Here is a 23,047-nt window from a genome sequence, read left to right on the forward strand (position 1 = left end):
CCGATCTTCGTCGCGCGGCGCCGGTCATCGCCGCGATTTCGGACCTTAGGATAGGCTACCTACCCTTAGGGTAGGCAAACTACCCCGCGCTAGCCGGTGAGGAAGTCCAGGATCGCGGAGTTCACCGCGTCGGGACGCTCGAGGTAGCCGTAGTGGCCGCAGTCCGGCAGTTCCACGTAGTTCGCCCCAGGAATGGCCTTGGCCACCTCGGCGGCCAGGTGCGGCGGCACCAACCGGTCGTCGGCGAACCCGATCGCCAGGCAGGGCCGAGTGATCCGGCGGTAAGCCGCGAGGCGGTCGCCGAAGTCGTCCAGGTTCTGCTGGGCTCGCACGCCGCGGCTGGTCTCGGCCTTGGAGAAGGCGAAGATGTCCAGCCAGTCCTGGGCCGCCATCTGGTCCACCAGCGAGGCGGGCGAGAGGTTGAGCACCGCGGTGATCGCGGCCCGGTAGCTCGCGGGCAGCGTGATGCCCTGCGCGTCGAGTTCCCGCTCACCCTCGGACAACGCCTTCTGCAGCGCAACCCGGCGGCCGTGCGCGGCAAGGAAAACGGCCTTCCGCACCAGCTCGGGGCGCGCCAGCGCGAGCTCCTGCGCGACGCGGGCGCCGAGCGAGGTGCCGATCACGTGGGCCGGGCCCCCGAGGTGCTCGATCAGCGCCGCGGTGTCCGCGACCATGTCCTCGATGGCGATGCCGTCCGCACACTCGTCGGTCGGGGCGATGCCGCGGTTGTCGAAGGTGCAGACGCGGTATCCCGCGGCCAGCAGCGCGGGGACCTGATGCAGGTCCCACACCCGACCGGGGCTGCCGGTCCCCATGATCAGGACGACCAGGTCACCTGAGCCTTTGACCTGGTAATTCAGCTGAATCCCATTGATCGTGGCGAGGGGCATCGACGAGCCTTTCTGGCGAGAACCGGGGACACGGCCCGGTGCCGTCGCTATGGATAGCCTAAGCTAGCCCCGCGTCGATCACTCGACGGCAATTGTCGCGCTCGTCCAGGAGGAACCCGTTGAGAGTCGCCACGCTCGGATACCAGACCTGGGGTCACCGTACCCTGCAGGCGCTGCTGGATTCCAAACATGAGGTGGTGCTTGCGATCACCCACCCCAAGAGCGACCACGCGTACGAGCGGATGTGGGCCGATTCGGTCGCCGACCTCGCCGCCGAGCACGGGGTGCAGGTGCACATCACGAACAAGCCCGACGAGGATTTCAAGGCCGCACTGAAGCAGGCCGACCCCGACATCATCGTGGCGAACAACTGGCGCACCTGGCTGCCAAGGGACGTCTTCGACGCCCCCCGCTACGGCACCCTCAACATCCACGACTCGCTGCTGCCGAAGTACACCGGGTTCTCCCCGCTGATCTGGGCGCTGATCAACGGCGAACCCGAGGTCGGCCTCACCGCACACCTGATGGACGAGGAGCTCGACGCGGGCGACATCATCCTGCAGCGCAGCACCCCGGTCGGCCCGAAGGACACGGTCACCGACCTGTTCCACCGGACCGTCGACATGATCGGCCCGATCACCGTGGACGCCCTCGACCTCATCGAGTCCGGCCGCACGGACTGGACGCCCCAGGACCGGTCGCAGGCCACCTTCTTCCACAAGCGCGCCGCGGAGGACAGCCGGATCGACTGGACCTGGCCCGCCGAGGTCATCGAGCGACTCGTCCGCGCGCAGTCCGACCCATACCCGAACGCGTTCACCCACTTCAAGGGCCAGCGCATCCGCGTCATCGAGTCCTCGGTGTCCAAGGGCTGCTACGGCGGCACCCCCGGCCGGGTCTTCATCCACGAGGGCGACGGCATGGTCATCGTCGCCGGGCCCGACGCGTGGAGCGGCCGCAACCGGGGCCTGTCGATCGAGCGCGTGCGCCTCGACGACGGCACCGAGATGACCGGCAAGGAGTTCTTCCCGCACGGCGGCGGCTACCTGAGCTGACGACCCGCTCGGTGACCCCCGTCACCGAGCGGCGTCGAGTGTGGGCAACCACACCAATTTTGCAGACCTCTGCAACCTTGCAGAGGTCTGCAAAGTCCGTACCGTCGATGGGGTGATCCAAGAACTGCCCCTGCGCGACCGTAAGAAGGCCGCCACCCGACGGGCACTGAGCGACGCCGCGGTCCGGCTGGCCAGGACCCTCGGCATCGACTGCGTGACAGCGGACGCCATCGCGTCAGACGCGGGCGTCTCCACGCGCACCTTTCACAACTACTTCCCGTCGAAGGAAGAGGCCATCCTCTTCCGCTTCGAGACCGAAGTGACCCAGTGGGTGCAGCAACTGCGCGAGCGCCCGGCCGAGGAACCCATCTGGGACTCGCTCGAGACAGTGGTCGTCGGCATCGTGATGGATCCCGAGCGCGACCTCACCGACACCTTCGCCGTGATGGCCCTCGTCGAGGACAGCCCCGCGCTGCTGGCCCGCCAGCTCGAACTGCAGGGGCGCGTCAACCGCATCTTCGGCGAGGCGATCGCCGAACGCACCGGCACCGACATCGAGCGCGACCTGTACCCGAACCTGCTGCAGATGGCCGCGGGGGCCGCATGTAAGGCGGCGATCGACCTCTGGATGCAGGGCACCTCCGACTACGCGAACCCCGGCGAGCTCGTCACCGAGGCCTTCCGCCAACTCCGCGCAGGCATCCCGCAGCCGACACCGCTGCCGGGTCGCTTCGCAGGCTCCGCGCCAGCCCCCACGCAGCACTGACCGACCCGTACCACCTCGAACGAAGGGTCCTCCATGGCCACCTATCTCTATCGGATCGGCAAGTTCGCCTATCGGCGCAAGGGCACGGTCCTGTCCATCTGGCTCACCCTTCTCGTCCTGATGGGCGTCGGCGCCGCGACCCTCTCCGGGCCGACCAACGACTCCTTCTCGATCCCAGGGACGCCCGCGCAGCAGGCGCAGGACCTGATGGCCGAGCGCTTCCCTGAGGCCGCCGGCAGCGACCCCTTCAACTCGCTCAGCGCACGCTTCGTCTTCGCCGCGCCCAACGGCCAGACGCTGACGGACCCGGCGAACGAGGCCGCGATGGACGCCGTGCTGGACAAGGTGCGCGGCATCGAGCAGGTCGAGCCCGCCGCGAAGGCCGACCCCGCCACCCCGCCCGCCGCGGGCGAACGCAGCGCGGCCCTGGTCAACCCCGTCGTCGCCCACGACGGCCTGGTCGAGATGGTCACCGAGCAGGCGCAGGAGTCCGGCAAGCCGCTCGACCGCGCGCTCGCCGACGCGCAGGCGCTGTCCTCGCTCAGCGCGGACGCGACCGTCGGTTATGTCGACGTGCCGTTCACCGGCGAGGTCACCGACGTCACCGACGAACTGACCGCCGAGATCGACGCCGCCGCCCAGGTCGGCCGCGACGCCGGGCTCAACGTCCAGCTCAGCGGCAGCGCCGCGCAGGTCCAGGAGGCTCCAGGGGGGACCACCGAGCTGATCGGCATGGCGGTGGCCGCGGTCGTCCTGATGATCACCTTCGGTTCGCTCGTCGCCGCAGGCCTGCCGCTGATCTCCGCGATCATCGGCGTCGGCATCGGCAGCCTCGGCATCACCATCGCGACCGGATTCACCGAGCTCGGATCGATGACGCCGACGCTGGCGATCATGATCGGCCTGGCCGTCGCGATCGACTACTCGCTGTTCATCGTCTCGCGCTTCCGGCACGAACTGACCGTCACCGACAACCGCGAGGAAGCGGCCGGACGCGCCGTGGGCACCGCCGGATCGGCCGTGGTCTTCGCGGGGCTGACGGTGATCATCGCGCTCGTCGCGCTGCGAGTGGTCGGCATCAAGTTCCTCACCGACATGGGCATGGCCGCCGGCTTCTCCGTGTTCATCGCGGTGCTGATCGCGCTGACCTTCCTGCCCGCGATGCTCGGGCTGTTCGGCAGCAAGGTGTTCGCGGGCCGGATCCCGTTCGTCGAGGCCAAGGATCCCGAGTCCGGCTCGATGCAGCCGGGATCGGCCATGCGCTACGCCCGCTGGGTCGCACGCGTCCCGTTGATCCCCCTGATCGGCGGCGTGCTGCTGCTCGCCGTGCTCGCGGTGCCCGCCACCGGCCTCAAGCTGGCGCTGCCCAGTCAGGCCACCGGCGACCCCGCGACCAGCGCCCGCCAGGCCTACGACCTGATCGACGGGGGCTTCGGCCCCGGCCGCAACGGCCCGCTGCTGGTGGTCGTCGATGCCCGCGACGCCACCGTCCCGGCGATGCAGGCATTCGGTGACGTCGCCGCGACCATCTCCGAGCAGACCGATGTCGCCAACGCACAGGTGATCGGCGTCAACCAGGCGGGCGACACCGCACAGATCCTGGTCACCCCGGACAGCGGGCCGACCGACCCGAAGACCGTCGACCTGATGCAGTCCATCCGCGACGGCGAGACCGGAATGCACGAGCAGATCGGCGTCAACTACGGCGTCACCGGTCAGACCGCGCTCGAGACCGACATCTCCGACCGACTGCAGGACGCCCTGATCCCCTACCTGCTGGTGGTGGTCGGGCTGGCGTTCATCCTGCTGACGCTGGTGTTCCGGTCGCTGCTCGTGCCGCTGACCGCCACCCTTGGCTTCCTGCTCAGTGTCGCGGCCACCTTCGGCGCCACGGTCGCGATCTTCCAGAACGGCTGGGGTGGTCTGGTCGGGAACCCGCAGCCGCTGGTCAGCTTCATGCCGATCTTCCTGATCGGTGTGGTCTTCGGCCTGGCGATGGACTACCAGGTGTTCCTGGTGACCCGGATGCGTGAGGAGTACGTGCACGGCGCCTCCGCCAAGGACGCGATGACGATCGGGTTCACCCACGGGTCGCGGGTGGTCACCGCCGCCGCGCTGATCATGATGTCGGTGTTCGCGGCCTTCATCGCGGAGCCGAACTCGTTCATCAAGTCGATCGGCTTCGCCCTGGCGGCTGCGGTCTTCTTCGACGCCTTCGTGGTCCGCATGGTGATCATCCCCGCGGTGATGGCCCTGCTCGGCGACAAGGCGTGGTGGCTCCCGGCGTGGCTGGACCGGATCCTGCCGAACGTCGACATCGAGGGCGAGAAGCTGCAGCGCGAGCTGCCGGCTCATGCGCTCGACGGCGAGGAGACGGTGGCCGCCCGCTAGCGGCGGCGACACCCGGATCGAATCGAGGAGGCCGGCGGCGCGATGCGCTGCCGGCCTCCGTCGTTGCTGCGACAATCGGCACACGGATATCCGCGGACGAGGGGCTGCCACTGTGACATCGCTGAGGCGAGGTTCGACCGACCGTCCGACGCACATCGTGCGCACGCCCCGATTCTGGTTGGCGCCGCTCGTCGTGGTGTCCCTGCTGATGTCCCTGCTCGCGGCGCTCTACCTCGGCGGGATCCTCGACGCCAAGGGCAACCTGCACGACTTCCCCCTCGCGATCGTCAACCAGGACGAGGGCGACACGGTCTCCACCCCCGAGGGCGACAAGCCGGAGAACTTCGGCAACCAGATCACCGAGGGACTGGTGGCGAACGTCCCAGCGGACAAGGTCGACCTGCAGCAGATCGGGATCGCGCAGGCCCAGTCCCGGCTGGACACCGGCGAGATCTACGGCGCGATCGTCATCCCCAGCGATTTCACCAAGCGCCTGCTGATCCTGGCCAAGGCGGGCGTCATACCCGGGGACATCGAGAAGCCGATCATCACCGTCTACACCAATCCCCGCGCCGGGACGTTCGGAGTCGGGCTGGTCACGGGCATCGCCTGGCCCGCCCTCGACGCGGTCAACGACAAGGTCGGCGCGCAGCTGACCGAGCAGGTCAACGCCCAGCTCGCCGCGATCGCGGACGCCCCGGCGCTCTCCGGGGCCGCGCGGCTGAGCCTGGCCGAACCGATCAAGGTGCTCACCACCGCACACAATCCGCTGCCCGACGGGACCGGCAACGGGCTGTCCGCGTTCTACTACGCGCTCCTGCTGGTGCTCGCCGGGTTCACCGGGGGCATGATCGTGAACTCGCTGGCCGACGGGATGCTGGGTTTCGCGCCCACCGAGTTCGGTCCCCGGTATGTGCACAACCCGGCGGTCGAGATCTCGCGTTTCCGGACACTGCTGTCGAAGTGGGCCGTGATGGTGGTGCTGGCCCCGCTCGTCTCGGGCCTGTACGTGGCCGTCGGCCGCGCCCTCGGCATGCCGATCCCCAACCAGCTCGCGCTGTGGATGTACGGCACCTTCGCCATCGCCGCCGTCGGCATCACCGCGCTGTCGGTGCTCGCGGTGTTCGGCACCGTCGGACTGCTGGTCAACCTCATCCTGTTCGTCGTCCTCGGATTGCCGTCCTCGGGCGGCACCATCCCGATCGAGGCGACCCCACCGATCTACGGCTGGCTGGCGAACTTCGAGCCCATGCACCAGGTGTTCCTCGGTGCCCGCGCCCTGCTCTACTTCACCAGCGGCGGCGCGGGCGACCTCACGCACGCCGTGATGATGACGCTGATCGGGCTGCTGGTCGGGCTGACGCTCGGCGCCACGGTGACCCTGCTCTACGACCGGAAGGGCTTCCACCGCGGGGCCGCCCGGCCCGCGGTGGAAGCTGACGTCGCTCGCCTCGCAGATCCGGTGTGAGAACCCGCGCCTATGGGTATTCGCGGTGGCAGCGACAGTTGCGATCTCGGTGACCGTGCGAGGAGAAGGGGTCATGAGACACCTGCGAGGCGAAGGCGATACCGCGCCGGTTCAGATGGCGGCCGTGCTGATCGGCTTGGTCTTCGTGGTCATCGGTGTGCTCGGCTTCGTGCCAGGTGTGACAACCGGCTACGACACGCTCGCTCTGCCACATGATTCGCAGGCCGAACTGTTCGGCTTGTTCGAGGTGTCGATCCTGCACAACATCGTCCATCTCGTGTTCGGCGTGATCGGTGTTGCCGCATCACGGTCGATCGCCGCGTCCGCACTCTTCCTGGTGCTCGGGGGGATCGCCTACCTGGTGTTGTGGATCTACGGACTGATCGTCGATGACCTTTCGGGAGCGGATTTTCTGCCCACCAACGCGGCCGACGACTGGCTGCATTTCGGGCTGGGCATCGCGATGCTCGCCATCTTCTTTGCGACACCCAGAATCGGTACCACCAGAGCCACCGATCCGCATCGCCCCCACTCGCCGATCGAGTGACCGCCTAGTCGGTGGGGTCACCGTCCCCCTTCCGGGGCGGATGTTCCAGCGCGAATTTCTCCGTGCGCTCCTCCGACCGTCGCGCCGTGTCCGCGAGCACGTGGCCGGCATGGCGGGTCGTCTCTGCCACCGGCGACTCTGCCAGTCGGGCAGCAACCGCCCGGGCACGGTCGGGCAGGTCTACCTCCCGCACTTTGTCGGCGATGGCAGCAGCATGCACTTTGTCCGCGATCCCGGCGGCATTCACGTTCGGCTTGTGTTCCGAGATCGAGTGCTCGACCTTGTGTCCGACTCGCGCCGCGGCCTGACCAGCACGGCGCGCGCCGTCCACCGTAGCCCCCACGGCCGCCCCTGTGAGCGCCCCGATCACCAATCCCAACCATAGATTTCGCATGTGCGGCGCATACCCGACCGGTGCGTGACCAAACCTCGCGCGCCTCCGGAATCGGATCGGACGGTGGTTTCGCCGCCATGATGCCACCAAGAAAGTCGTCGGCAAGGCCATGGGCAGGCAGGGAAGAAGGTCAAGGACGCCTTCAAGAACTAGTACCTCGGACGAAAACGACGCCCTTCACGGACACGCAGGCGTGACCAGGTTGTAGATGTTCTCGGCCTGTTCCTGGCTCGGCTTCGTCCCGTCGTTCGCCGCCAGCGTCTCGATCTCGACGGTCACGGTCTCCTTGTCCGCACCGGCTGCGAGATGAGCACACGATTGCGTTGCGATCATCTCGATGTCCTCATCACTGCGGTCCTGGGCCAACTCCGCATAGCCGGTACGGAACGCGGCGACGAATGCTGCGAGCTTGGTCTCGTCGATCGCAGACTCCGCCGTTGTCATGACGGCACCTGTGCCTGTCATGACCGCGCCGGTACCGTCCTGAGCGTCCTGCGAGTCATCGTCGTTGCCGCAGGCGGCGGCGAGGGCAACCAGGCCCGCCGCGGCGATGGTCAAGGCAGTGGATTTCATCATGGCGGCGGTGTACCCGGCCCTTTCCGGCTCAAACACATGCGAGCACACGAGCCCGCGCACAGGATCCGATCCAACCCGGAACTCCTTGTGGAAAAGGTTGACCGAATGCGTTTCCACCGGTGCGAGCTTGGGTAGGCCAAGTTTCAGTCCGCGAAAACGAAATGGATCCGCCCGGTAACCGAGCACCCACATCGCGGGACACCACCTGCGAAGGAGAATCGACAATGAAGTCCGGAACGAAAATGGCCCTGGGACTCGGGGTGGGCGCGGGCTACGTCCTCGGTCGCACCCGCAAGCTGAAGCTGGCGCTGCTGCTGGCGGGAGGCGGTATGACCGGGCGGTTGCCCGGAACCCCACGGGAGCTGATGCAACAGGCCGCAGGAGCGCTCGGGTCGTCCACCGAACTCGGCAAGATCACCGAGTCGGTACGCGGTGACCTCATCGGCGCGGCCCGTGCGGCGGCGGTGACGGCCGCGGCCAATCGAATCGAGGCGCTGAACGACCGCCTGCAACTGCCCGCACCCGACGAGGAACCCGAAAGCGACGAGGAACGCGAGGAACCACGCCGAAAGGCACGGACTCGAAGGGCCGAATCGAAGCAGGACGAGGAACCCGAATCCGACGAGGACTTCGAGGACGAATACGACGAATACGACGAGGAACCGGAGGAGGACGAGGAACCGGAGGACGAAGCCGAAGTCGAGGATGAATCGGAAGACGACGACGGACGAGTCGACCGCGCACCGACGAGTTCTCGCCGTCGGCGCCCGGCGGACGAGGTCTCCACCTCAGGTCGCCCACGCGCCCGGAGTTCCCGCGCTGGGGGCAAGAATTCGTCGAGCCCCTCGCGGCGCACCAAACGATCCGAGGGCGCCACATCGGACCGCGCGCCCGTGCGGCGCACAGGAAGGTGAGTCCGGTGACACGATCGATCGAACGCGCGACCGGCAAGACAGGAAAGGTCGCCAAGAAGACCGTGGGCAGGGTCGGCAAAACGGCCACGGACACGGTGGGCTCCGCAGGCAAGGCCGTCACGGAAACCCCCCGCGATCTGCAGCCGCTGCAGCAGTCGGTGCAACATCTGGCCGGAACGCTGACCGAGCGCGCCGTGGCGGCTGTCTCCGACAAGGTGAGTGGGACGGCCGAGCGGCTGACGGACTACGCGGAGGGCTCGGGAGGCGGCCTGCTCGCCGCGCTCACGGGGTCGAAGAAGCTGGCCGAAGGCAAGTCGCCGCTGTCGGCGGCGATGAGCGCCGGGTTGACGAACGTCAAGGACCTCGCCGGGAAGAAGTTCGAGGACATCAAGGAGTCCTTCACCGGCGGCAAAGGAAAAGACAAGGGCGGCAAGAAGATCAAACTCACCAACATCGTCGAACAGATCGATGTCGGTGTGCCCGTCCAACTCGCATACGACCAGTGGACCCAGTTCGGCGAGTTCCCCAAGTTCATGAAGAAGGTCGAACAGGTCGAACAGAAGTCGGACGAGAAGCTCTCGTTCACGGCGAAAGTCTTCTGGTCACGCCGAACGTGGGAGTCGACGATCCTGGAACAGGTTCCCGAGGAGCACATCATCTGGCGATCCAAGGGCAACAAGGGCTACATCGACGGGGCGGTGACCTTCCATGAGCTAGCGCCCTCCCTCACCCGGATCATCATGGTTCTCGAGTACCACCCTCAGGGATTCTTCGAGAAGACCGGGAACCTCTGGCGGGCGCAGGGCCGTCGGGCTCGTCTCGAGCTCAAGCACTTCCAGCGACACCTGATGACGCAGAGTGCCCTTCATCCCGACGACGTGGAGGGCTGGCGCGGCGAGATCCACGACGGAGAGGTCGAGGAACCGGAGAGCGAACCCGAAGAACCAGAGAGCGAACCCGCGGAGGACGAAGACCGGAAACCCCCGAAACGGCAGCCGCGACGGCGTACGGGATCCGCGCGCGCGAAAGGCGAGAAGCGGGGGTCCGCGTCATGACCATTGCGACACAGGGTGCGAACGGCGGGGGCGAGCTCGGACGACCGAGTGCGTCCGGACTGGCCGATGTCATCGACACCATCCTCGACAAGGGTCTGGTTCTCGACGCGTTCGTGCGGGTCTCGATCGTCGGCATCGAACTATTGACGGTTGATGCCCGCGTGGTCGTCGCCAGCGTCGACACCTACCTGCGCTATGCCGAGGCGGTGAACCGGCTCGAGATCTCGGAGAACGAGCCGACCGGCTTGCCCGGCCTGGTCGGCGACGTCGCCGAGGGTGGCGCCAAACACAAGACGAAAGGTGCGATCGAGGCGGCAGGCGAGAAGCTCTCGGACTTCCTCGGCGAGGTCCAGGACAGACGCGACGAAAATGCGGAGAAGACGTCGAAGCGAAGGGAGCGATGATGTCGGCGGCAGAGGACACCACCGATCAACGCTCGGGGACCGCGACCTACGTCTACGGCATCGTGCCTGCCGACGTCGAGCCGGAACCCGACGCGGCGGGAGTCGGCGATCCACCCGGCTCGGTGACGGCCGTCCGCCACAACGAGGTCGCCGCCCTGGTCAGCGAGATCCAGGTCGGTCACCCGCTCGGCACGCCCGAGGACCTGCGGGCCCACGCCGAACTGCTCGACGGATCGGCCCGCGTCGCGCCCGTCCTGCCGCTGCGATTCGGTGCTGTGATGACGGACGTGGACGCGGTCACCCAGGAACTTCTCTCCCCGCATCACGACGAGTTCCGGTCCGCTCTCGACGAATTGGAGGGCCGGGCGCAGTACGTGATCAAGGGCCGCTATGACGAGCCCGTGATCCTGCGCGAGGTGCTGTCCGGGAGCCCCGACGCGGACAGGCTGCGAGAGGAGATCCGCGACAAGCCCGAGGAGACCACCCGCGACGCCCGGATCGCCCTCGGCGAGTTCATCGAACAGGCGATCGGCGCGAAGCGGGACGCGGATACCCGCACCGTGCTCGATGCGATCGGATCGCTCGCACACGCGGTGAATGTGCGTCCCGCCAGCCACGACCTGGATGCGGTTCACGTGGCGCTGCTCCTCGACGTGGGCGCCCGGGAGGATCTGGAGAAGGCGCTGGCCGATATCACCAACGAATGGGACGGCCGGGCCGAGATCGAGGTGCTGGGTCCCATGGCTGCATACGACTTCGTGATGAAGCGGGAACCGGAGCAGGAGGGCTGACGATGGGCCTGATCTCGGCGGTACTAGGCGCGCCCTTCGCTCCCGTCCGAGGGGTGATCAGGCTCGGCGAACTGATCCAGGAGCGGGTCGAGCAACAACTCCACGATCCTGCCGAAGCGCGACGGGAACTCGAGGCGATCGATGCCGCAGCGGATGCGGGCGAGCTGACGCCTGACGAACAGGAGGCAGCCCAACAGGAGGTGGTGAACCGGATGACAGACCAACCGGTGGTCACTGAAACACCACCGGCGAACCCCGAGACCGACCAGGAGGAGTGACAGCCGTGCCCAAGAGTCCTCGCGGGGACAACGAGACCGACGATCGCGAGTCGCCCGCGCCCGCACCGGTTTCCGCTGCCGAGGCCGCGGGGATCGCCATGCGCCAGATCGTCGAGCTCGTCTCCCGCGATCCGGTCGGAGCGACCTCTGTCGCTCCCACGGACGAGGGGTGGCTGGTCGAGGTAGAGGTCGTCGAGGACCGACGCATCCCGACATCCTCAGACATTCTCGCGCTGTACGAGGTGGAACTCAGCCTGGACGGCGACCTGCTCTCCTACAGCCGGACGCGGCGCTACCCGCGGGGCAGCAGCGATATCGGGCGGAACTCGCAATGACCATGTCCGGGCGCGAGCCCGCCGGTATGCAGCCGTACGGGTCCGGGCATCAGCCGGCGAACCTCGGCGACATCCTCGAACGGGTGCTCGACAAGGGCCTGGTGATCGCGGGCGACATCCAGATCAATCTCCTCGACATCGAGTTGCTCACCATCAAGCTGCGGCTGGTGATCGCCTCCCTCGAGACCGCGAAGGCGGTCGGGATCGACTGGTGGGAGCACGATCCGTGGCTCAGCGGATCCGCCCGGGATCTGGAACTCGAGAATCGCGCGCTCCGGGACCGGCTCGCCGCGCTCGACGCAGGCGAGACGATGCCCGCCGTCGAATCCGGACGGCAGCAGCCCGCGCAGCAGCACACCGCACCGAAGACGACGGAGGACGATCGTGGCGGATGACGGCACGGGCGTGTGGGTCTACGCGGTGGTCGGCGGCGGTCGCTACGGTGACGAACTCCCGGCGGGGGTGGCGGCCGAACGGGTCCGCACCATCGAGGCCGCGGGCCTGACCGCGGTCGTGGGCACCGTCGGCCTCGACGATTTCGGCGAGGCCGCGCTGCGGCGGAACCTCGAGGACCTCGACTGGCTGGAGACGACAGCGCGCACACACGACGCGGTGGTCGGTGCCGTGGCCCGCACCGCCGACACCGTCCCCCTCCGGTTGGCAACGGTGTGCGCGGACGACGAGCAGGTCCGAGCGCTCCTCGCCGAGAGCTGTCGCGATTTCGAGGCCGCACTGCGCCAGATCGCCGGCCGCGCGGAGTGGGGAGTGCGGGCGATCGCGGACACCACCGCACCGCCTGCCCCAGACGTCGGCACGGACGCGCCGGGCGGGGCAGGAGCCCGATACCTGGCGCGGCGGCGGGCGGAGCTGTCGTCGCGCGACGACATCGAGCGCGCACTCGCGGCCGAAGCCGAGAGCGTCCACACCACGCTGCTCCGGCTTGCCGCGATGGGCCGTCGCCAATCCCCCACTGCGCCTGCGCTTGCCGGCACCCGGGAGTGGATGCCGCTCAACGGCACTTACCTGGTGGACCGGGACCGTGCCCGCGAGTTCGCGGATGCCGTCGCGTCACTCGATCGCGACCACGAACGGCTGCGGCTCGAATTGACGGGTCCGTGGCCACCGTATTCGTTCACCGGAATCGAACGCGATTCGGGACGGGAGTCGCCATGACCATGCCGCCGGACGAGAATCGGGAACGCCGCGTCGCACTCGTGGACCTGCTCGACCGGGTACTCGCCGGTGGGGTGGTCATCGCCGGCGACGTCACGCTCGCGATCGCGGATGTCGATCTGGTGCAGGTCTCGTTGCGCACCCTCGTCTCCTCCGTGCGGGCCCTGCCCGCCCTCGACGCGGTGTCCGCTCCATCCGAACAGGCGACAGATGGCTGAGCAACGGGAGACGCGCAGCTTGCCGCAACGCATCGACTCCGATCCCGAATCGGTGGAACGAGGGCTGGCCACCCTCGTGCTCACGATCGTCGAACTGCTCCGACAACTCATGGAACGCCAAGCGTTGCGCCGTGTCGACGAGGGCGATCTCAGCGATGACCAGATCGAGCGGATCGGCACCACTTTGATGCTCCTCGAACGTCGAATGGAGGAACTACGAGAGCATTTCGGGCTGGATCCCGAAGATCTCAACATAGACCTGGGGCCGTTGGGAACACTGTTGCCCCCGCCATGAGGGAACGCCCAGACCCCGGCGCCGGCCGCCCCCATGCGAGATCTCGAATCTCACACGTGCCGTGGTCCAGTTGTGTTCTATCGATATTCGGGCCCGCATTGTCGCTGTGGTGGCCATTGTCACCCATTGCGCTGTTTTCGGTTGTTGACCGGCGGGTTTCTGATTCTGTCGGATTCTGGATTCAACGATTTCGGTACGGCGCGAGACATGAACGTTACGCATTCGTCCTACGTTGGGGGCAACCGACAAGAGCATTCGAAAGGGTCGACATGTTGCACACCGATATCCCTACTCGCTCCGAGATCGAGGCGCTGGTGGATGCCTCCGCGCCGTGGTCCGTGTCGATCTATACGCCGACCGAGGCCGATACTGCGACACCGGAGCAGAATCGGACCGCGTTCTCCAATCAGACACGAGATGCGTTGGGGCGTATCAATGATCGGGATGCGCGGGTCGCACTGGAGGAGGAGCTCGAGGATCTGATCGCAGATGAGGAGTTCTGGCGATTCCAGGCGCGCACGCTGGTTGTGCACGCGACGCCGGAGCGGATGCGTACCTTCCGGATTCCGAATCGGCTCGAGGCCGGCGTCACCGTCGGGGATCGGTTCTTCGTGAAGCCGCTGCTCCGGGCGGTCACCTTCCCGCAGTCCGCATTCGTGCTCGCCCTTGCCGAGGGGTCGGCGCGACTGGTGGAAATCACCCCGGATCGCCCGGCCGAGGACGTACGGGTTCCCGGAATTCCTTCCAGTGCAGCAGATTATGCGCGCAAGGCATCGTTGAGTGGTCGCGCGCCCAAGGGGCGGATTCAAGGCACCGAGGGCCGCAAGGTCCGCGTGCGTCAGTATGCGCGCGCGGTGGATCAAGAGCTGCGCGACATTTTGTCGGGGCGCGACCTGCCGCTCATTCTTGCCGCCGCCGAACCGATCGGGGCCCTGTTCCGCTCGGTCAACAGCTACGACGGCCTGCTCGCGGAGACCATCGAGGGCAATCCGGAGCAGCTTTCGGACGAGCAGCTCGCCACCCGGGCACGCGAGATCCTCGACCGGTACTACGAGAACGAATTGGCTGATCTGCGTCTCCTTTTCGAGGATCGGCGCGCCGAAGGCCGGGGCACCACCGACCTCGCCGACATTGTCAGGGCCGCGACCTTCGGCATCATCGACACCCTGCTGGTCGATATCGACACGACCATCCATGGCGTCATTGCCGAGGACGACGGAACTCTCACCCTGGCAACGAATTCCGATCTCGACGCACCGGGGGTCCTCGACGAGGTCGCGCGCCGAGTCCTGCTCTCGGGCGGACGGGTGCTCGCCGTGCGCAGCGCCGATATCCCGGACTCCGCGGCGGCGGCGGCAATCCTGCGCTACGCGATGTAAGAGGTCCGGCCGCTGTGCACACAGCGGCGCGGCGAAATCAGAACATACCCGCCAATTTCATGGTGTCCGTCCGCAATTCGGCAATTATTGCGCGCACCCGATATCCGGCGCGGAATACACCGTCGAACTCTGGGAAATCCATTCCGAGAATCATCGGGAACATGACGATTTCGCAGAGCACCAGTTACAGAAAGGACGCCCCCTAATTTCGCTGGTGGCACGGCCGAGCGGTGTTCGCAGATGAGGGAGAGTCCGGCTCCCACAATGCGTCCGGCCGAATTCAATTCCAGGCTATAGTCGCGATCGGCGAATTTCTTGATCATTCCGGGTCCGCGAGACCCCCTCACCGACGAGGCCGATCCGCGAACGGTTCACCGCCGCCGCGACGGGCGGCGGCGGGCAGCCCGGTCCTACCTAGCGGACCAGGCCGCCCACAGCTGCGCGTACCGTCCGCCCGCCGCGACCAGCTCGTCGTGAGTCCCCTCCTCGATGACCTCGCCGTGCTCGAGTACCAGCACCCGATCCGCGGTGGCCGCCTGCGTGAGCCGGTGGGCCACCACCAGCGTGGTGCGCCCCCTGGTCGCCGCCTCCGCCGCCACCTCGAGGTCGCGCGCACCCGCACTGCCTGCCTCGGCGGTGGCCTCGTCGAGCACCGCCACGGCGGGATCGGCCAACACCAGGCGGGCCAGGGCCAGCTGCTGCGCCTGGGCCGCGGTCAGGGTGTGTCCGCCCTCGCCGACCTCGGTGTCGAGCCCGTCCTCGAGGACATCCGCCCAACCGAGCGCGCCGACGGTGTCCAGCGCCGCGCGCGCCTGCTCCACGGTCGCGTCCGGCCGGGCGAGGCGCAGGTCCTCGATCAGCGGGCCGGCGAAGACGTGCACCTCCTGGCTCACGATCACCACCTGCTCGCGGAGACTGTCGCCGAGCTCCGCCAGCGGGACCCCGCCGATGGACACCTCTCCCGCGGTGGGCGTGACCGAGCCCGACGCGATCGCCGCGACGGTCGTCTTCCCGGCACCGGTCGAGCCGACCAGCGCCACCCGCGTCCCCGGCTCGATGCGTAGGTCGATGCCGCGCACCACCTCCCGGGATCCGTCGTAGCTGTGCCGGACCCCGGTCAGGCGCAGCTCTGCCGACGCGGGCGCCGCCCCCGACGGGGACGCGTTCTCCGCCGGAATGTTCACCACGCCGACCAGACGCGCCAGGCTGGCGCCCGCCGACTGGATCTCGCCGAAGGTGTACATCAGCATGCCGATCGGGTTGAACAGCCGGTGGAACAGAAGGGCGGCGGCCGTGGTCTCGCCGACGGTCACCAGGTCGCCCTTCACCAGTGCGAAGCCGACCACCAGGATCACCGAGAGCCCGACGAACTCGGCGCGGTTGCCGCGGCCCGCGAACCGGGTGAAGAGGGTGAACACCCCGGTCGCGATGTCCCTGGCCTTTCCGGAGGCCCGGTCGATCTCCGCCAGGTGCGCGTCCTCGAGCCCGTACGCGCGGACCGTGCGCGCGCCCTGCATGCTGCTGATCAGCACCTGGGACCGCTCCCCCATCGCGACCCGTTCGGCGGCGAACATCGGGCCCGACCGCGGCAGGTACCAGCGCAGCGCGAGCGCGTACATAGGCAGCGCCACCGCGCCTGCCAGCCCGAGCCGCCAGTCGATGCCGAGCATCGCGATCATGCTCAGCACCACCAGCAACACCGCGGAGACCAGGTTCGGTACCACGTCGGAGACGGCCTTGCCGATCACCGAGATGTCGTCGCCGACGCGGGAGAGCAAGTCCCCCTTGCCCACCCGCTCGACCGTCGCGATCGGCAGGGTCAGCGCCCGCTCGACCGTCCGCTCCCGAAGCCGCGCGAGCATGCCCTCGCCGAGACGGCTGATCAGCACCGAGCCCCAGCCGGCGAACAGCCCGCCGAGCAGTGCGGCGACGGCGATGACCGCGACCACCCCGACGATGATCTCGGTCGGCGCCTTGGACTGCACCCGGTCGACCAGGATCCCGAACACGTAGATCGGTACCAGGGAGACGGCCGCACCGACCGTCCCGACGGCGAGCGTGAGCCCGGTCAGGCGGCGGACGCGCGCAAACTCGGCTCGCAGCCAGGCCCAGCTCTCCCCCGCCGTCGCGATCGGGAGCAGGGGCCGGTGCTCTGCGGTGACTCTCATCGCAGCACCACCTTTCGGTAGTTCTCGTCGGCCGTGGCGAGGTCGGAGTGGGTGCCCTCGCGGACCACGCGGCCCTCGTCGAGCACCAGCACCCGGTCCGCCACCGCCAGCAGCGCGGGGCTGCTGGTGATCAGCACGGTGGTGTGCACCCGCTCGGGAGCCTCGTGCCCGTTCACGCCATGTCTGAGCCGCGAAATGCCCTCCGCGATGGCCTGTTCGGTCACCGCGTCGACGGCGGTGGTCGGATCGTGCAGCACCAGCACCGGTGCCTGCGACAGCAGCGCCCTGGCCAGCGCCACCCGCTGCCGCTGACCGCCGGACAGGCTCGCGCCCCGGTCCGTGACCGGCAGGTCCAGCCCGTCGGGGTGCGCGTCGACGACGTCCACCGCCGCCGAGGCCGTCAGCGCCCGGCGCACCTCGGTGTGGTCGGCGTCCGGGCTGCCCGCCACCACGTTGGAGCCGACGGTCCCCGCGAACAGGTCCGTGTTGTGCGGCTCGACGAGGACGGCGCCGCGAGCCTGGGCCAGATCGATGTCGGCCAAGTGCACCCCGCCGACGGTCACGGTGCCACCGTGATCGTCGGGCGCGACGTGCCCGGACAGCAGGTGTGCCAGCGCCTCCGCATCCTGCGGGCGATGCGCCAGCACCCCCACCAACTCGCCGGGGTGCGCGCGGAGGTCGAGTCCGCGCAGCGACCGGTAGCTGACATCGGCCAGCTCCAGCGTCACCCGCGGCGGCAACGATTGCGACCCGGCCGGGACCATCGGGTCCGCATCGAGCACCAGCGCGAGCCGGTCGGCGGAGGCCCTTGCGGTGGCGAGGAAGCCCGGCATCCGCGCGAGGGTGCCGAGCGGTTCGATGATGAACTGGGACAGCCCGACCACGGTGATCAGCTCGCCGATCGTGATCCGGCCCTGCAGCGCGAACCAGCCGGCCACGCCCGCGACGCCAACGGCCAGCAGCGCGCTGACCGTCACCGAGGTGCCCACGAAGATCCCGGTGGCCTTGGCCGCGTGCAGCGTCGAACGCAGCGCCTCGCCGCTGGCACCGCGGTAGCGCGCCGCCGCGGCCCGCTCCGCGCCGAGCCCGCGCAGCGGACGCAGCCCGCTCACCAGGTCGGTGGCCGACCCCGACGCCCGGGCGGTCGCCGCCTGCGCGGCGGTGGCGCGGCGGGTGATCAGCGGCGCCGCGAGCTGCATCAGGCCCAGGATCACCGGCGTGCCGATCAGGACGGCGAGGCCCAGCGGGACGTCGATCACGAGCAGGGTCACCGCGGAGGCCACCGCGGCGACGAGCGCCGCGACGATGCGCGGGATCACGTCGAGGATCCAGGCCTCCCGATCCGCGTCGGAGGTCGAGACGGTGAGCAGTTCACCCGAGCGCAGGTCCGTCCGCACACCCCTGGGGTGCAGGATCCGGCCCGCCACCTCCACCCGGAGCAGGTGCGCCTCGTTCTGCATCGCGAACACGATGAATCGGGCGCCCATCCGCCAGGCCGCCGTGAGCACCAGGAACAGCGCCGCCAGCCCGAGCACGGAGATGACGAGCGCGTCGGTGTCACCGGTGGAGATCGCGCGGCCGACGATGATGCCGATGGCGACCGGCACCATCGTCTCGGCGATCTGGTGCACCGCGAGCAGCGCCGTACCGATCGTCAGACGTCCCCGGTTCCTGGCGACGGTCCGCCGGAGAATCCCGGCACCGCCGCCGCGCCCACTGGCGGCACCGCCGCCGCGCCCATTGGCGGCACCGCCGCCGCGCCCATTGGCAGCACCGCCGCCGCGCGCAGATGTGCGCCCCATCAAGCCTCCCGATAGTGTGCGGCGACCAGATGCCGTTGAAGTTAGTACACCCTAACTGACGTTGGAAGTAGCGCCGGACCGCCCGGTTCTCATAGAGTCGCGGACACGTACGAACCTGCCGCAGCAGGCGTACTCCGCCCGAGAGGAACAATCGACATGGCCGCGAAGACGACCACCGAGAACGACATCGCCGACGAGGAGCTCGAGCCGGTAGCGGACGAGACCGCCCGCCAGGCACAGCGAGTTGTCGCGGCATATGCGACAGATGCCGACGAATGCCGGATGTTGCTGTCTATGCTCGGCATCGGCCCCTCGGCCAAGATCGACTAGTCAGCCGGCGCCGGCCGCGGTCGCGGCGGCATCCGAACAAAGGAAGATTGTGGGCTCCGCCTCGGAATTTGTTGTCGTTGCCAACCGGTTGCCCGTCGATCTCGAGACCCTGCCCGACGGCAGCACCAGGTGGAAGCGCAGTCCGGGTGGCCTCGTCACCGCGCTCGAACCGATCCTGCGCGGCAAGAAGGGCGCCTGGGTCGGCTGGCCGGGCGTGCCGGACACCGATCTGGGCCCCATCGTCGAGGACGGCATCGAGCTGTACCCCGTGCGCCTGAGCGCACAGGAGGTCGCCGACTACTACGAGGGCTTCTCCAACGCCACTCTGTGGCCGCTGTACCACGACGTGATCGTCAAGCCGGTCTACGACCGTTCCTGGTGGAACGCGTACGTCGAGGTCAACCGCCGGTTCGCCGAGGCCACCTCGGCGGCCGCCGCGCACGGCGCGACGGTGTGGATCCAGGACTACCAGCTCCAGCTGGTGCCGAAGATGCTGCGGATGCTGCGCCCGGACCTGACCATCGGGTTCTTCCTGCACATCCCGTTCCCGCCGGTCGAGCTGTTCATGCAGATGCCGTGGCGTCGGGAGATCGTCGAGGGCCTGCTGGGCGCCGACCTGATCGGCTTCCACCTGCCCGGCGGCGCACAGAACTTCCTGTACCTGGCGAGGCGACTGGCGGGCCAGCCGACGTCGCGGGGCAATGTCGGGGTCCGCTCCAAGCTCGGCGTCGTCCAGGTGGGCTTCCGCAACGTGCGGGTCGGCGCGTTCCCGATCTCCATCGACTCGGGTCAGCTCGACGAGCTCTCCCGCAAGAAGTCGATAAGGGACCGCGCCAAGCAGATCCGCAAGGAACTCGGCAACCCGGACAAGGTCATGCTCGGCGTTGACCGGCTGGACTACACCAAGGGAATCGACGTCCGCCTCAACGCCATTCGTGAGCTGCTCGAGGAGGGCCGGATGGACCCGGCCCAGAACATCATGGTCCAGCTGGCGACGCCCAGCCGGGAACGGGTCGAGAGCTACATCCAGATGCGCGGCGACATCGAACAGCAGGTCGGCCGGATCAACGGCGAGTTCGGTCAGGTCGGCAGGCCGGTCGTCCACTACCTGCACCGGCCGATCCCCCGCGAGGAGCTGATCGCCTTCTTCGTAGCCGCCGACGTCATGCTGGTGACCCCACTCCGGGACGGCATGAACCTCGTCGCCAAGGAGTACGTGGCCTGCCGCAGCGACCTCGGCGGCGCCCTGCTGCTGAGCGAGTTCACCGGCGCCGCAGCCGAATTGCGTCAGGCGTACCAGGCCAACCCGCACGACCTGGACGGCGTCAAGGACGAGATGGTCGCGGCGCTCACCCAGGACCGCGAGGCGGGCCGCCGCCGGATGCGCGCGATGCGTCGTCAGGTGCTCGCGCACGACGTGGACCGCTGGGCCAAGTCGTTCCTCAACGCGCTGGCGCGGGATTCGGTCGCGGGCGGCGCGCTGCTCGGCGACGAACTCAAGGCCTGATACCGCAGAAGGGCGCCTCCCCCGGGGTAGGCGCCCTTCTGCGTGGTCCGTTATACCTGGTAAAGGTCGGCTGGAGTGGGTTCAAGCCAACAGAACATAGTGGAGAGTTACTCGACAGACCATCGGACGAGGTTAACCGTCGTTTGCGCTCAACTGCCTCAACCATTGGTCAACCACCTGTGCGGTCGTATGCGCCTCAGTGCTGCACAGTGCGACATGTTCCGCGTCCACGGTCTGGACAGTCTGTTCGGTTGACCAGCTTTCGATGGGCCACTCGTTGAGGTTGTGCGTTGGTGACGGTTTCGTGCATTTGATGACGAGCGCCTTGCATTCGACAGGCTGATACTCGATTTGCAACAACAGCTCGAGCCAGCATGCTAGAGCGGTCAACCGTTCGGTGGTGAAGCCGGCAAGGTCGGGGATCAATGCTTCCGTATCGACCACGGCGTCCCTCGCGGTTCCCATTTGGCGCTCGTTTGCCTCTCGAGCGATAAAGGAATCGAAGATGATCAATCCCTGCAACCGGGAATTGCTTTGTTCCAGCAATCGAGCTGCAGCGGCGTGGGCGAGGTTTCCTCCTCCCGACATGCCGGCCAGGACAAATTCGTCGTTCCCAACGGTGTCGAGGACGGCCTTGGTGATACTTTCGATGGCGGCGTCGAGCGACGCCGGCAAGGGCTCATCCGGCTCATATCCCGAGAGCGGGATGACCGAGAGACGGCGATGACCGCCCAAATGAGCGGCGAGCAGAATGTACTGAATATATCCGCCGAGAAATGCCGGGGTGCAGATCAATACAACGTGAGGCATGGTATCTCCGCCACTATTGTGGGGCGTGCCACCGCTGAGCCCGATGCCCCTCGGTATTCCTGCCGTATAGTGGTCGAACGCCGGGCGGAGTTTCGCAGCCGCAAGAAGGAATTCCAGGCCGTCGCCGAACTTATCGTCTGCGACCGCCTGTCTGAACATGCGAACAATAGATGGTTCAGCGGATTTGGAGCTCGCTGCGGGAGACTGTTCGACAGACTCGGCGACCACGGTAGCTCGGTCGGGGGCAAGTCCGATCCCGTTGCGCCGGGGCACAAACAGGATGTCTCCGCGTATGGCGAGTTGAGGTTCGGCGCTGGCGACTGCGGTGACGGTCATGTTCCGTACGGCCATGAGTCCGAATAGGTCCCCGAGGCCTTTGTCGGAGGAGTCGGTGTCGACGAGAATGATCCGCCCCGGGTTCTCGGCCTGAGCCGTCTTCACAAGCTCCCATATCGCCGATCCTGCCGGGTGCACGACTTCGTCAGTCGATACCGAAACCGCGCCGCGCGTGAGTACCAGGAAAGGGCTGGAATCGAAGCGTCGTTGTCCGGACCAGGACTGCAAAGCGGCTGACACCTTCTGTGTCATGGTGTGCGCATCCGTTGGGAGCGTACCGGATTCGTCTCTGCGGCAGTCCAGAACTATGACCTGGGCTGTGTCAGTGTCAGGCCCGTTCAGTGCTTCTTCCCAGTCGCAGGGTGCGACCTCGGGCAATGATGTGGGGGTGGGAATTGTCGACCACTCGATGGTGCGATTCTTGTTCATGGATTCGTCCGATGCCTCGACGAGCTGGCCTTGCTCTGTGGTCATTGCTCAAAGCTCCTGTGCAGTCTCTGATTTCGGCGGAATCGACGTATGTTCACAATCGACAATGGCTACTTCTTTCTGGATGGCGGCTGCGGCACCCCGAGGCGTAGAACCTGTTCTTGCGGCTGACGTGAATGGCCTTGCCGGTGCCCCGCTGGCGGTCTGCAATGAACTGACTCGGGGAGCGCTCTGCGCTGCACCACGGCGTCGCCGGCCTGCCATGTCGCCAGCATGCCATGAGGAACTGGCGTCGTCCATCGCTTGACTAGAACGTGTTCTTGCGTGATGCTGACACGCACTTTGCGAGTTAGCTCATGGGGGTGGGGCGGATGGACCGGGCGACGGCAATGCCGAGCGATGGCAATCGACTTTCCGCAGACGTCGGTGGCGCCTGGCGGTGTGCGCAAGTGACGGCACGGCCGGCAGACCAATGGCTCACGCAGCCGAGCGCAGGCTGAAGTCAGCTGACGTGACCCTCACGACAGATACTGTTGAACTCGAACCGATCTCGCGGATCTTCAGCTACACCAGATGACACTTCGGCGACTATGATCGCCGATCTCGAGCAGATTCATTGCCTAGTCGAATTCGGCGCGATCGGCATATCTCCAGTCGACGGCAGAGGATGCGTTCGCCGCTTTGTTGAACGACGAGTTCGGTATGCCTGAGTCTTTGCCTGGATTGGGTTCTTGTT

24 protein-coding genes are annotated in these 23,047 nt (G+C 67.4%); 18 read left to right on the top strand and 6 right to left on the bottom strand.

Features of this window, described 5'->3' with window-relative positions; all coding sequences use genetic code 11:
* Positions 1–89: 89 nt before the first annotated feature.
* Complete coding sequence (locus JOE46_RS14175) at positions 90–890, bottom strand: alpha/beta fold hydrolase (RefSeq protein WP_097211868.1); 801 nt, start codon at positions 888–890, stop codon at positions 90–92.
* A 119-nt stretch (positions 891–1,009) separates the two neighbouring features.
* Here JOE46_RS14175 and JOE46_RS14180 point away from each other — a divergent pair, with 119 nt between their 5' ends.
* The 5 genes from JOE46_RS14180 to JOE46_RS14200 all read left to right on the top strand — a co-directional run bounded on the left by JOE46_RS14180 (position 1,010) and on the right by JOE46_RS14200 (position 7,117).
* Entirely contained in the window at positions 1,010–1,945 is a 936-nt protein-coding gene (locus JOE46_RS14180; protein WP_209927619.1) for a methionyl-tRNA formyltransferase, read from the top strand.
* Between the two features lie 112 nt (positions 1,946–2,057).
* Positions 2,058–2,711 carry a TetR family transcriptional regulator gene (locus tag JOE46_RS14185; protein ID WP_097211866.1) on the top strand — a complete coding sequence of 218 codons (654 nt, stop codon included), beginning with the start codon at positions 2,058–2,060 and terminating at the stop codon, positions 2,709–2,711.
* Positions 2,712–2,744: 33 nt separating this feature from the next.
* Positions 2,745–5,102 (top strand): MMPL family transporter, encoded by a 2,358-nt coding sequence (locus JOE46_RS14190; RefSeq protein WP_209927621.1) that lies wholly within the window; start codon positions 2,745–2,747, stop codon positions 5,100–5,102.
* Positions 5,103–5,310: 208 nt separating this feature from the next.
* Entirely contained in the window at positions 5,311–6,570 is a 1,260-nt protein-coding gene (locus JOE46_RS14195) for a DUF3533 domain-containing protein (protein ID WP_245221768.1), read from the top strand.
* A 73-nt stretch (positions 6,571–6,643) separates the two neighbouring features.
* Positions 6,644–7,117: a DUF4383 domain-containing protein gene (locus JOE46_RS14200; RefSeq protein ID WP_097211863.1), complete on the top strand. Its 474-nt coding sequence runs from the start codon at positions 6,644–6,646 to the stop codon at positions 7,115–7,117.
* A 4-nt stretch (positions 7,118–7,121) separates the two neighbouring features.
* Here the strand turns inward: JOE46_RS14200 and JOE46_RS14205 are convergent, their stop codons facing one another.
* Positions 7,122–7,448, bottom strand: a complete 327-nt coding sequence (locus tag JOE46_RS14205) for a hypothetical protein (protein WP_209927622.1) — start codon at positions 7,446–7,448, stop codon at positions 7,122–7,124.
* A 240-nt stretch (positions 7,449–7,688) separates the two neighbouring features.
* Positions 7,689–8,279 carry a hypothetical protein gene (locus JOE46_RS14210; RefSeq protein WP_209927623.1) on the bottom strand — a complete coding sequence of 197 codons (591 nt, stop codon included), beginning with the start codon at positions 8,277–8,279 and terminating at the stop codon, positions 7,689–7,691.
* A 32-nt stretch (positions 8,280–8,311) separates the two neighbouring features.
* Between JOE46_RS14210 and JOE46_RS14215 the strand changes: the two genes are divergently transcribed.
* The 11 genes from JOE46_RS14215 (at position 8,312) to JOE46_RS14265 (ending at position 14,929) form a co-directional block, all read left to right on the top strand.
* A complete protein-coding gene (locus JOE46_RS14215) occupies positions 8,312–9,001 on the top strand; it encodes a hypothetical protein (RefSeq protein WP_209927624.1) in 690 nt (229 codons plus the stop codon).
* Between the two features lie 5 nt (positions 9,002–9,006).
* On the top strand, positions 9,007–10,056 hold the full coding sequence (locus tag JOE46_RS14220) for an SRPBCC family protein (protein WP_097211992.1): 1,050 nt from the start codon (positions 9,007–9,009) through the stop codon (positions 10,054–10,056).
* Positions 10,053–10,460: a gas vesicle protein GvpJ gene (gvpJ, locus tag JOE46_RS14225; RefSeq protein WP_097211859.1), complete on the top strand. Its 408-nt coding sequence runs from the start codon at positions 10,053–10,055 to the stop codon at positions 10,458–10,460. The genes JOE46_RS14220 and gvpJ overlap by 4 nt, the downstream gene beginning before the upstream one ends.
* Complete coding sequence (locus tag JOE46_RS14230; protein WP_209927627.1) at positions 10,460–11,251, top strand: GvpL/GvpF family gas vesicle protein; 792 nt, start codon at positions 10,460–10,462, stop codon at positions 11,249–11,251. Before gvpJ ends, JOE46_RS14230 begins: the two co-directional genes overlap by 1 nt.
* Before the next feature lie 2 nt (positions 11,252–11,253).
* Positions 11,254–11,529 (top strand): gas vesicle protein GvpG, encoded by a 276-nt coding sequence (locus tag JOE46_RS14235; RefSeq protein WP_097211857.1) that lies wholly within the window; start codon positions 11,254–11,256, stop codon positions 11,527–11,529.
* 5 nt (positions 11,530–11,534) lie between these two features.
* Positions 11,535–11,864 (top strand): gas vesicle protein, encoded by a 330-nt coding sequence (locus tag JOE46_RS14240; RefSeq protein WP_209927629.1) that lies wholly within the window; start codon positions 11,535–11,537, stop codon positions 11,862–11,864.
* Positions 11,861–12,259: a gas vesicle protein gene (locus tag JOE46_RS14245; protein WP_245221047.1), complete on the top strand. Its 399-nt coding sequence runs from the start codon at positions 11,861–11,863 to the stop codon at positions 12,257–12,259. Before JOE46_RS14240 ends, JOE46_RS14245 begins: the two co-directional genes overlap by 4 nt.
* On the top strand, positions 12,249–13,037 hold the full coding sequence (locus JOE46_RS14250; RefSeq protein WP_306455730.1) for a GvpL/GvpF family gas vesicle protein: 789 nt from the start codon (positions 12,249–12,251) through the stop codon (positions 13,035–13,037). Before JOE46_RS14245 ends, JOE46_RS14250 begins: the two co-directional genes overlap by 11 nt.
* Positions 13,034–13,255, top strand: a complete 222-nt coding sequence (locus JOE46_RS14255) for a gas vesicle protein (protein WP_097211854.1) — start codon at positions 13,034–13,036, stop codon at positions 13,253–13,255. Before JOE46_RS14250 ends, JOE46_RS14255 begins: the two co-directional genes overlap by 4 nt.
* The gene (locus JOE46_RS14260) at positions 13,248–13,550 is read left to right on the top strand and encodes a gas vesicle protein K (RefSeq protein ID WP_097211853.1); all 303 of its coding nucleotides are present in this window, start codon (positions 13,248–13,250) and stop codon (positions 13,548–13,550) included. Before JOE46_RS14255 ends, JOE46_RS14260 begins: the two co-directional genes overlap by 8 nt.
* A gap of 269 nt (positions 13,551–13,819) precedes the next feature.
* Complete coding sequence (locus JOE46_RS14265) at positions 13,820–14,929, top strand: hypothetical protein (RefSeq protein ID WP_209927631.1); 1,110 nt, start codon at positions 13,820–13,822, stop codon at positions 14,927–14,929.
* A 410-nt stretch (positions 14,930–15,339) separates the two neighbouring features.
* Here JOE46_RS14265 and JOE46_RS14270 read toward each other — a convergent pair whose 3' ends face one another.
* Complete coding sequence (locus JOE46_RS14270) at positions 15,340–17,097, bottom strand: ABC transporter ATP-binding protein (RefSeq protein WP_209927633.1); 1,758 nt, start codon at positions 17,095–17,097, stop codon at positions 15,340–15,342.
* Positions 17,094–18,899 (bottom strand): ABC transporter ATP-binding protein, encoded by a 1,806-nt coding sequence (locus tag JOE46_RS14275; RefSeq protein WP_209927635.1) that lies wholly within the window; start codon positions 18,897–18,899, stop codon positions 17,094–17,096. The genes JOE46_RS14270 and JOE46_RS14275 overlap by 4 nt, the downstream gene beginning before the upstream one ends.
* Before the next feature lie 156 nt (positions 18,900–19,055).
* Between JOE46_RS14275 and JOE46_RS14280 the strand changes: the two genes are divergently transcribed.
* Both JOE46_RS14280 and JOE46_RS14285 read left to right on the top strand, forming a co-directional pair.
* Positions 19,056–19,229, top strand: coding sequence for a hypothetical protein (locus JOE46_RS14280; protein WP_169310548.1), 174 nt, complete (start codon positions 19,056–19,058; stop codon positions 19,227–19,229).
* A gap of 49 nt (positions 19,230–19,278) precedes the next feature.
* The gene (locus tag JOE46_RS14285) at positions 19,279–20,736 is read left to right on the top strand and encodes a trehalose-6-phosphate synthase (protein WP_257017479.1); all 1,458 of its coding nucleotides are present in this window, start codon (positions 19,279–19,281) and stop codon (positions 20,734–20,736) included.
* Between the two features lie 132 nt (positions 20,737–20,868).
* Here JOE46_RS14285 and JOE46_RS14290 read toward each other — a convergent pair whose 3' ends face one another.
* The gene (locus JOE46_RS14290) at positions 20,869–22,356 is read right to left on the bottom strand and encodes a thioesterase domain-containing protein (RefSeq protein ID WP_209927637.1); all 1,488 of its coding nucleotides are present in this window, start codon (positions 22,354–22,356) and stop codon (positions 20,869–20,871) included.
* Positions 22,357–23,047: the final 691 nt, after the last annotated feature.

This window comes from Rhodococcus sp. PvR099, assembly GCF_017833315.1.
Classification (GTDB): domain Bacteria; phylum Actinomycetota; class Actinomycetes; order Mycobacteriales; family Mycobacteriaceae; genus Rhodococcus_G; species Rhodococcus_G oryzae.